Source organism: Porphyromonas sp. oral taxon 279 str. F0450, from assembly GCF_000292995.1.
In the GTDB taxonomy this organism is placed as follows: Bacteria; Bacteroidota; Bacteroidia; order Bacteroidales; family Porphyromonadaceae; genus Porphyromonas; species Porphyromonas pasteri.
Genome location: NZ_ALKJ01000026.1, coordinates 1 through 9736, shown reverse-complemented (window position 1 = coordinate 9736; position 9736 = coordinate 1). Strand labels below are relative to the sequence as shown.

8 protein-coding genes are annotated in these 9736 nt (G+C 47.0%); 4 read left to right on the top strand and 4 right to left on the bottom strand.

Annotated features, from left to right (window positions below; genetic code table 11):
* The 3 genes from HMPREF1323_RS09240 to HMPREF1323_RS06400 all read left to right on the top strand — a co-directional run.
* On the top strand, positions 1-900 hold a 900-nt coding region (locus HMPREF1323_RS09240; protein WP_009433323.1), incomplete at its 5' end, for a hypothetical protein.
* Positions 901-970: 70 nt separating this feature from the next.
* Positions 971-2605, top strand: a complete 1635-nt coding sequence (locus tag HMPREF1323_RS06405; protein WP_232203994.1) for a hypothetical protein — start codon at positions 971-973, stop codon at positions 2603-2605.
* Positions 2606-2619: 14 nt separating this feature from the next.
* On the top strand, positions 2620-4125 hold the full coding sequence (locus HMPREF1323_RS06400; RefSeq protein ID WP_009433327.1) for a RagB/SusD family nutrient uptake outer membrane protein: 1506 nt from the start codon (positions 2620-2622) through the stop codon (positions 4123-4125).
* A gap of 34 nt (positions 4126-4159) precedes the next feature.
* Here the strand turns inward: HMPREF1323_RS06400 and HMPREF1323_RS06395 are convergent, their stop codons facing one another.
* The gene (locus tag HMPREF1323_RS06395) at positions 4160-4360 is read right to left on the bottom strand and encodes a hypothetical protein (RefSeq protein ID WP_044124162.1); all 201 of its coding nucleotides are present in this window, start codon (positions 4358-4360) and stop codon (positions 4160-4162) included.
* Positions 4361-4629: 269 nt separating this feature from the next.
* Between HMPREF1323_RS06395 and HMPREF1323_RS06390 the strand changes: the two genes are divergently transcribed.
* Positions 4630-6009, top strand: coding sequence for a hypothetical protein (locus tag HMPREF1323_RS06390; RefSeq protein ID WP_009433325.1), 1380 nt, complete (start codon positions 4630-4632; stop codon positions 6007-6009).
* A 35-nt stretch (positions 6010-6044) separates the two neighbouring features.
* Here the strand turns inward: HMPREF1323_RS06390 and mobC are convergent, their stop codons facing one another.
* The 3 genes from mobC to HMPREF1323_RS06375 form a co-directional block, all read right to left on the bottom strand.
* Positions 6045-8048 carry a conjugal transfer protein MobC gene (gene mobC / locus HMPREF1323_RS06385; RefSeq protein WP_009433326.1) on the bottom strand — a complete coding sequence of 668 codons (2004 nt, stop codon included), beginning with the start codon at positions 8046-8048 and terminating at the stop codon, positions 6045-6047.
* 41 nt (positions 8049-8089) lie between these two features.
* Positions 8090-9376 (bottom strand): conjugal transfer protein MobB, encoded by a 1287-nt coding sequence (mobB, locus tag HMPREF1323_RS06380; RefSeq protein WP_009433328.1) that lies wholly within the window; start codon positions 9374-9376, stop codon positions 8090-8092.
* The coding region (locus tag HMPREF1323_RS06375) for a plasmid mobilization protein (RefSeq protein WP_044124161.1) at positions 9373-9736 on the bottom strand (364 nt) is incomplete at its 5' end. The genes mobB and HMPREF1323_RS06375, both read right to left, overlap by 4 nt.

Here is a 9736-nt window from a genome sequence, read left to right as displayed (position 1 = left end):
CCCAGCTCATCTACAGAGCAATATCCCTCCGCTGTTACTTTTGCAGATGGAGGCATACATCGCATTCATCTCAAGGTCTTCAATGGTAGTCGTTATGAGGAGCAAAGTAAAAGCTTTACGCTACAGCCCGCTATGCAGGCAGACTTCGACTATGAGCCCATTGCCGTAGACCAAGACTGGGAGGCCCCTTTAACGCTACAGACTCGGAACCGAACCAGTGGAGGACTAAGCTATCGTTGGTCTTGCGAGGGAGCTACGATAGATAACGCTGCGGCTGAGCACCCTTCGGTGCGTTTTGAGCGGGCTGGTATTTATCGCCTTAGACTGATTGCTAGCAACGGTAAGGAGGACAAGGTTGTTGAGAAGACATTAACGATAAAGCCCAATAGTGGTCTGGTCTTCCAGCAAGACCTTAAGTTCGGCATTAACGAAGCTAAGAATAGTATCGGTTGCTTCTTTTCCTCTCGCTTAGGTGGCGTGTTAACCTCTCAGCGTATCGCACAAGAGAATGTAGGGGCAAGTATTGACTTCGGGTTCTTTGCGTTGAACTCTTCATTCAATTATTGCTATTTCTTCTCTCCACTTGAGGCACGAGCTAACGCTTTCCCAGCGATCCCCAATGCTATAGCCTCTACCTTCATCAATAGCCCATCAGCTATGGGAATCCTGGTGAGTAATGATAGCTTTGAAGCTCTAAATAATGCACAGGCTCTTTCTCGATTTACTCAGTGGGCGGAGCCTAGTAGAAGGCACTTCACTAAAGCGCAGACCCCACACTTCGTTCTGTTTAGAACTTCTGATGGCCGTAGGGGGATTATTAGAGTCAAAGGCTTTGTGGAGGCTGGAGCTCAATCATACATTCTTGCAGATGTCAAGATAGAAAAACGACTAGGAGAATAAGATTATGTTTATGCTACGTACGTCAAGGATATATTTCACCATAGCCTTTTCTTTACTCTTAGCCATAGCTATGCTGGCGATCTCGCCAAGCTTGAAGGCCCAGAATGTGGACATAGAGGAGGTCATGAGCTTCCGGAAGAAGAAGCCGATCAAGATTAGTGGTAGTATTTCGACCAGTGCCTCCTACTTTTCTGCTAAGCCACAGCAAGCACGGCAAAGCTTTACTTATCAAGTGACGGGGGCAGTTAATATCTCCGTTTATGAGCTCTTCAATATCCCCTTGTCTTTTAATCTCAACAACTACGGCTCTAACTTCAGCTATCCATCTCTTCCTAATCGTCTCAGCTTACACCCTTCATATAAGTGGATCAAGGCACATATTGGCGATGTGTCGATGACCTTTAGCCCTTATACGATGAGTGGGCATCAGTTTACGGGGTTGGGGCTAGAGCTCACACCTGGGAAGTGGCAAATCTCCGCGATGGGTGGTCGATTATTACGTCGGGTTGACTTCAATCCTGAGCTACCGAGTATTAGACCAACCTACGAGCGCTGGGGCTACGGGCTCAAGAGTCGCTATGATGGAGATAAGTTCTTCATTGGAGGTACAGTGTTTACGGCTAAAGATAAAGCTGGTGTTATCTCTTTTGATGCCGATGCTCTTGGCCTTAGTCCCAAAGCCAACCTTGCATTGGGTATCGAGGGAGGACTTAGTCTCATCAAGGATCTGCAGTGGTCTTTTGAGTATGGTCTTAGTCTGATGCAGCAAGACCTCCGCACTAATGCTCGTCAAACTTATCATGCTTTTAAGACTGAGCTTAGCTATGAACTAGTGGGTAATCATATCGGTCTTGCTTATGAGCGTATTAGTCCAGACTACGAGACTCTAGGTGCTTACTACTTTAATAATGACTACGAGAATTTAACAGTCAATTATAGCCGAAACTTCTTCTCAGATAAACTAAGCCTAGCACTGAGTGGTGGGGTACAGCGAGATGACCTCTCCGGCGACAAGAAAGAAAAGAACAAGCGTTTTGTAGGCTCAGCCAATATCGGCTTTACGCCCAGTGAACGTTTCTCGCTATCGCTGTCGGCATCAAGCTTTCAGGGGCATCGTAATATCAAATCTAGTTTTGACTATATCAATCAGCAGATGCCTTATGAGAATCTTGATACGCTGAACTTTGTACAGCTCAACAACAGTCTTGACCTCAACATGAACTGGCAGGTCAAGCAGAGTGAAGCACAAAACCATAGCCTCTCGGCAAGCTTAGGCTATCAAGAAGGCGCAGATAAACAGGGAAGATATATTATGCCAGGTAAGCTCACTCGCTTTCTTAACCTATCCAGCAACTATAGCGTTGATTTTTCAGCACTCAAGCTTGCTATAAACTTTGGAGTTAATGGGAGTAACAACTATGCTCTTCGTAAGAATATGTTCACTTTTGGTCCCATGCTTAATCTTAACAAGCGCCTCTTGAAAGATGCGATGAGTATGGGGCTAACATTATCTTATAATCAAACGCGCGATGAAGGGGAACTACAGGCTAGCATATTCAACCTCCGCTATCAAGCGAGTTATCGGTTCCTCAAGCGACATAGCCTAAATGCTAGTTTGTCTTATCAGGGTCGTTCTTTCCATAACCTGCAGACACCCCCAAAATCCTCTATAACGAGTCAAATTGCCTATAGTTTCTCATTCTAGAATATCATTCACCTATGCACATAAGTACATTCTTTAAAAACTCTTGTCTAGTCATCTTTTGTAGCCTTTTGTGGGCTTGTGAGAAAGAACAACTCCCAGGAGAGATACATCCTCAGACACAAAATGCCTATCAGAATATAGAGGAGGCTCAGGCTGCTGTCGAAGCTTTGTATCATCTTGGCTATCCTTCTATAGCCCTAGAGGCAGATGCCAAAAAAGGCCTCCCCTTAGCTTGGTCTGTTTATCTCTCAAGACTCATTGAGAGTGAAGCTAGCGAGGGCTATTATCCCGATCTACATCAAGGGAAGGTGAGTAGCCCTAAAGTCCAAGAGCTTAGCAAGAAGCTATACACGAGTTATTTCGATGCTATTGAGCAAGCCGATACCATTATAGCACGCATAAATGACAGTCCATCTGTGAATGTCCAAGAGCGGGAGAGACTACAAGGGGAGGCTAAGTTTTTCCGAGCCCTTAATCGCTTTTCTCTACTTAGAACTTTTGGAGCTCACCCCACAACTCGTACCAGCTCAACATTAGGGACAGAAGTAGCTCTTTATTCTTTAGTCATTAAAGATCTTCAAGATGCTATTGCTCGCTTACCCCATAAGACCTTTATAGAGAATAAATCTCGAGTTAGTGCTTTCATAGCTCGAGCTCTTTTGGCGGAAGTTTATATCCAGATGAGTGGGTTGCCACTGCGAGAAAACAAGTGGGCAGAAGCTACCGCTATCTTGAGGCCTATCTTAGCATCAGGAAAGTATCAACTTCTAGGACATGGTCCCAGTGAAGATTTATCTGCCTACAATAAGTTGCGTCAAAACCCTACGGCTCAAGAGTACCTGCATACTTGGCAGGCAAAAGATGGTAGTTCGAGGTCTATTTTCTCTTTTCCTAGCAAGGCGAAGGGCTGGAGTAATGTGAAGACTACTGTTGCCTTTAATGCTTACGAGCCAAGCAAGCTTCTACAATCATTGTATGCAGAGGAGGATATAAGAGCTAAAGACAGACAGTTTTTTCACTCCTTTTTTAAAGTTCAGGAAGGTAATAAGACCATCTTTGAAGTCTTTAACCCTGCACCCTACTTTTGGCTCGCTGGAGAGGGAAATAGCCTTTCTGCTCCAAGGGTAAATCAGCTTGGAGTCTATCGCTATGCTGAGATACTTCTGATGTTTTCCGAGGCCCTTTGCCAGTCTGAGGCTACTGTGCGGGAGGAGGCCGTTGATGCCCTCCTAGATGTAAAGTTGAGAGCTATGCCACATTTAAACAGAGAAGAGGAAAAGGCTGAGTTGATGGCTCTGGGCATAGATGCCTTCTTGCAAAAAGTCTGGCTTGAACGCTTCAGGGAGCTAGTCCTAGAGATGAAAATGGGATATGATATCGCTCGTACAGGCTTTTATCCAAGCAAAGTGCAAGGTAGCACTGAGATAATTTTTATTCCCCTCACTGAGGTACATAGTCCGAGTGGTGGAGCACTGCCTAGGAATCTGAGGCTTCCTCTTCCGTTAAGCCCTACTCCTTGATCAGATGTTTGAGCTTAGCATCATTCTTGATTCGCTAGATCTCGCTTTCGACAAGGCTTAGGATCTCTTGCTTCACGCGCTTATAGTTGGCTTCGATGGTCTCGCTGAGACTATCGGAGCCATCTTCGTTAAGGAACTCCGAGATGATGGAGAGTTTGCCTACCTCGGATGCATTCTGGACCTCTGTACGGCCCTCTAGGACTAGTACGTAGTCCTCGGTGTGCTTGTTGTCCATATTGATTGTGTTGCTATGTAGTTGTCTATAACGCAAATATATGGGCTGGTTTGATGCGTGGATTAAAAGGCTTATAAAGCAGGTAGCAGCAGGAAAAACTGGGAAATCAAACTTATCATTGATCTTTGTAGCCTATGGTACTCCCATCTCCCCGGAAAAACCATAACTTTGCGCTATATGTCTGCTCTCAATAGGTCCTCGGCTACATATGTCAATTTTGATATAGAGAAAGGTAAGAGGTCTACAGAGTAGATTTTCTAATATCAATCATGATGGTGACTTCAATTACTAACATCCAAACTTCTCTTGAAAATATACAAGAGAACCTCCCTTCTCTCCGCCAGTACGTCACAGAGAATTTTGCTAACAGCTTAGATACAGGCCAGTGGGGAAGCGAGAATGAGTATGCTCCTAACGACATCCTAAAGGAACTTCAAAGTCTAATTACAGACTTGACCACCTTAGTGAAAAACCCTGGTCATTTTATCAGCCTGTCAACTCGAGACGAACGGAATATTATTCATTCTATCTTATCTGATCTGAGCGTTTATGTGACGAGAAAAGATCTAGTAAGTGTTACCTCCTTACTCGACCGGCTAAAGCCGTATTTACGGCCTTATCATCTGTCTACAGATAAAAAAAGAATGGTTGTTTTTCGGACGGAGATAGACAAATTGTCGGTCAGCATGGAAAGAATTACTCAACTTCTGGAGGGGGCAAAGACGAAAGAGGCTTCGATTAGCGAGATTTCGAATGCTATTCAAGAAAAAGTAGAATCTATTACTGTTGATGGGGAAGCTATTTCAGAGCTCTTAGCTAAAAGTGAGGGTGCGAAAAACGAAATAGCAACTTTGAAGGAAGAAGTGGAACAGATAGCAGCTACAATTAAGGCGTGTTATGCAGAAAGTTCAGAGGCAAAGACTACTGCTATTGCACATCGAGATGAAATTCAAGAGTTTGCAGAAGAAATTCAAAGCCATCAAAAAAAACTTCAGAAGCAAGCTGTCCAGTTTGAGTCGTTTAATGAGACCTTGGAGCAAAATACCGCCGAACAGAAGCGGTATTTAGATGTGGCACAGAGGCTGATTGAAGATGCAAAGCAAGCTCTTAGTTATACAACATCGGTGGGGCTTAGCGCCTCGTTCGATACTCAGTGTAAAGATTTGGTTGGGAAGAATGGTTTTAAACTGTGGAGCTGGCTGATTGCGGCTGTTATTGCTGTTGGAGGAGTTATCGGTATCGGTATATGGCTGGCTATTGAAGCTTCTAACCCTCCGGAAGCCGATGGTTCTTTAATATGGATACAAATTGTTAGTAAGCTCAGCATGGTCCCCTTGCTCGTAACGGCAGCCATATTCTGTGCGAATCAGTATAACAAACAAAAGAACCTACTTGAGGACTATTCGTATAAGCTAGCTTTATCTAAATCTCTGGTTGCATTTTCAGAGGAGCTGAGAGATAAAGATCAAGATAAGTATAAAGAGTACCTCTCAATGGTTCTGCGCGAAATACTGCAAGATCCCTTGCGTCATCGAGTGGATCCAAATGCAGCTAAAAATACCAACCTTGGTAAGGCAAGTTTGGATAATGTCGTTAAGCTCGCAGAAAATGTTGTTAAGCTGTCAAAAGAGATTTCTCAAGTGGGCTAATGGATCGGCTCAGAATAAGCTCTTACAAGACACTATTAACCTTGTAGAAGGTGACAAAGGTTGGGATCTACTTTAATTCGCTCGATCTCGCTTTCGACAAGGCTTAGGATCTCCTGCTTCACGCGCTTATAGTTGGCTTCGATGGTCTCGCTGAGATTGTCGGAGCCATCTTCGTTAAGGAACTCCGCAATGATGGGGATGGACTGGTAAGCCTTGGCTTCGGCTGCCACTTTGGCGACATCGACGACGATCTCAGCGTGGAAGATCTTCTGCTCGATGCGCTCATCGAAGTTGTCGGATACGGCCCCGACGAACATCCCCTGCGTAAGGTTACTAATCTTGCTGGCCGGTATCAGGCTATCGAGCTGTGTAGAGATGGAGGTTGACTTGTCATTTCGATTGATAGTCATGGACTTCCGTTGCTGTAGAACCTTCCCGAATCGTTCGGAGAGGGTCTTGGCTGTCTCACCCACGACCTGACCGCTGAAGACATTCCCGACGGTGTTCTGAATCACCTTGCTCTCCTTATCGCCGTAGTCACGTGTGAGCTGCGAGAAGTCCTGAAACCCTAGGCATACAGCGACCTTGTTGGAGCGGGCTGTTGCGATGAGGTTGTCGAGTCCGCGGAAGTAGATGGTTGGTAGCTCGTCGATGATGACGGAGCTTTTGAGCTGCTTCTTCTTGTTGATAAGCTTGACGATGCGAGAATTATACAAGCCAAGAGCCGCGGAGTAGATGTTCTGTCGGTCGGGGTTGTTGCCCACGACGAGGACCTTGGGCTCACGCGGGTTATTGATGTCGAGGGAGAAGTCATCGCCAGTCATTACCCAGTAGAGTGCTGGGGAGATCATACGAGAGAGTGGGATCTTTGCCGAGGCGATCTGTCCTTGTAGCTGGTCTTGTGCTCCGCCTTCCCAGGCATCCATAAAGGGGGATAGATAGTTAGCGAGCTCATCGTAGGCGGTGAGGATAGGGAAGATTTGGGCGTAGGGGCGGTTGAGGAACTCGATGGCATGGGGGAAGGTGCAGTACTTACCTCCCTGGTAGATCTTGAGGAACCAGATGATGGCCGCCAGCAAGATGATGGGTGACTCGACGAAGAAGTCTCCCTGCTTCTGTATCCATGTACGGTTCAGGTTGAGCATGATGGTGTAGGCGGACTCGTAGGCATCGGAGATGTCCGTCATGAAGGCGGGATTGATGGGGTTGCAGCGATGCGACTTGCGCGGGTCGTCGAAGTTGATGACAAAGAACTGAGGCTTCACCTCATAGGCATTGAGGTGCGTCAAGAGATGGTTGTAGGCGATCTCCGAGAGGTCAGGGAACTTGTAATCATAGATGTACATGGCGAATCCCTTCTCGATCTGCTGTTTGATGTAGTTATTGACGATGGCGAAGGACTTTCCCGAGCCTGGGGTTCCGAGCACCATGGATGCACGGAAGGGATTGACAATGTTGATCCATCCCTTGTGCCATCGTTTCTTGTAGTAGAATCGGGTAGGTAGGTTGACAGAGTATTCGTTCTCCATGAGGCGTGTCTCCTGCATGAAGCTCTCATTCTCGAGGTTGAAGACGTCATCCATGAGGTTGTTCTTGAGCAGGCGACTCATCCATACACCAGCCATGAGGAGGCAGATATAGCCCACGGAGAGGGTAAAGATGTAGAGCGAGGCACCCCCCACCTTGCTGATGGGCAAAGCTAATAGCCGCCAGTTCAGAAAGAAGAGAACAAAGCCCACAGCGAGCACTACCCAAATCTTTGGCCAAGTAATGGTCTCCTCTTTGACGCCCTTGGTCCCGAGACAGGATAGCGCGAGGAAGACGAGGCAGAAGAGTTTCGTCCAAAGGATGGATGAGAAGAGGCTGGTTGTTCGCTGGAAGTTCATAAGGATCTTGTCCACGATAGCAAGTGTGAAGCCCCAGGTAAGGAAGGCTTCATAGCAGAACCAATACGCATTGATAAGGAGGAATATCACGGAGAGCGCTCTCATGAAGTCCATGATCTTCCCGAGGGCTCTGAGGTCGTCTTCTTGTGCCATAGCTATAATCTTGTTGAAGTTAGAGTGGTGGAGCGATTTATTCAGCCTTTTCTTCTCCTGAGCCTAAGCTGATGTCGCCTACGGAGCTTGCGTTGCCAGCTTGCTTCCTTCCAATCGTCGTTACCCGTTGTTAGGGGAGTGTCTCCTATAAGTTCGTCTAATACCGCCTCTATGGCGGTGCCACTTTCCTCCGCGAGGAGGGGAATACTGTGGGCGAGGTTCTTCGGTGCCTCCCAGGGGGATGATAAGTGGCCATAGAGCTTTTCATCTAAGAAGCGATTCGCCTCAGGAGCTGAGAAGTAGGCTTCAAACCGGTTGGCGGCATATCCCTTTCCTAGGCGCGAGCCATTGAGTGCTATACCAAGGTTGTCATCGATGAAGGTGATGCCATAGATACGTCCACCCTCACTTTTACGAATGAGGCAGCGTAGTCCGCTCTTCTCTAAGCTTGCTAAGAGTTCTTCCTCCGTTCGGGGGGAGGTGCGCATGACGGCCAGTACACGCTGGCGTATCTCGGGGAGGAAGGGCTTAATCCTTTGCTTGGACTGTCTCATTTTGCTCTGGAGAGCAGTGTATCCTACGCCTCTTCCAACCTTAGAGGCGTGCAGGGGCGGGCAGAGCTTATTCCCCGCCTCGTCTGTCGGGGCGTAGACGAGACCATTGTATTCTCTGCCTCGGTAGGTGTTCTTGACCTCTTCGACAGTCAGCTGGTAGCCTCCTAGAATGGCCTTGAATTCCCCTAAGGAGCAGAAGTGGTAGTGCGTTAAGATCCCACGAAGAGTTTGCACGATTTCACTTCGGATATTATCCGAGGTTAAGTTCTCTTGGGAGGTAGGGGAATTTGTCTTCTGCTCCTTACTGGGAGTGCTGGGGATTAGTCTATATTTACGCTCCAAGAGGTCGGTGATTCGTTTGCTGCGTCTGTTCTCAAACTTGTCGTTAATCTTCTCTCCAGCACTATTGACACGGAGTGATACGATGTGGATGTGCTCTCGCTCGATGTCGTGATGCTTAAAGACGATGTAGGGTTGGGAGCCGTAGCCGAGTGCCTGCATATACTCCTGGGCGATTTGTGTAAGCTGTTCATCGGATAGCTTTTCGTCTGGGTGCGGATTAAGCGAGCAATGAAAGACCACATTCTTCGTGCGACACTTCTTAGGAATAGCTGCCTGCATATCGCTAAGCACTTCTTCCATGGTATAGCCACCTTCAGGATTGGCATACAAGCCCTCAGCCAGGAGAACACTCGCGTCCCCAGATACTACCTTTTTGAAGTTGTAGCCGAGGGCTCCAGCTAGATTTTCCGAGCTCGAGATCTTAGCAATCATCGCTTTCGGTAGTCTAGGGTTAGGCTGATAGCTTGCTGCTCGAGGGTGATTATTTGCTGGGAGTACTGCTCTAATCGTTGAAGCATTACCTGTGCTGCCTTGACTGAGTGATAGCTGTTGATAGCCTTTACTGTTTGGTTGTAGAGGATGCCTATCTTGTGTATTTGAGCCGTCAGCTGGGAGAGTTTCCGGTAGTATTCGATGGCGGATTTATCTACGGTGATGACCTTAAAGCTCTCGTCAAGGAGGCGAGCACGCACAAAGTCTGATTTCGTTTTGGCCCCCGAGCGCTCAAAGAGATCAATGACTTTCTGCTGATCTTTAGGACAAGGAAGCCTTATATGCCAGTTGTCCCAACGT

What these genes read in the sequence shown, in the direction of transcription:
- mobB (WP_009433328.1), bottom strand. Translation starts at nt 9,376, where the DNA reads ATGATTGCTAAGATCTCGAGCTCGGAAAATCTAGCTGGAGCCCTCGGC.
- HMPREF1323_RS06390 (WP_009433325.1), top strand. Translation starts at nt 4,630, where the DNA reads ATGATGGTGACTTCAATTACTAACATCCAAACTTCTCTTGAAAATATA.
- mobC (WP_009433326.1), bottom strand. Translation starts at nt 8,048, where the DNA reads ATGGCACAAGAAGACGACCTCAGAGCCCTCGGGAAGATCATGGACTTC.
- HMPREF1323_RS06400 (WP_009433327.1), top strand. Translation starts at nt 2,620, where the DNA reads ATGCACATAAGTACATTCTTTAAAAACTCTTGTCTAGTCATCTTTTGT.
- HMPREF1323_RS06395 (WP_044124162.1), bottom strand. Translation starts at nt 4,360, where the DNA reads ATGGACAACAAGCACACCGAGGACTACGTACTAGTCCTAGAGGGCCGT.
- HMPREF1323_RS06405 (WP_232203994.1), top strand. Translation starts at nt 971, where the DNA reads ATGCTGGCGATCTCGCCAAGCTTGAAGGCCCAGAATGTGGACATAGAG.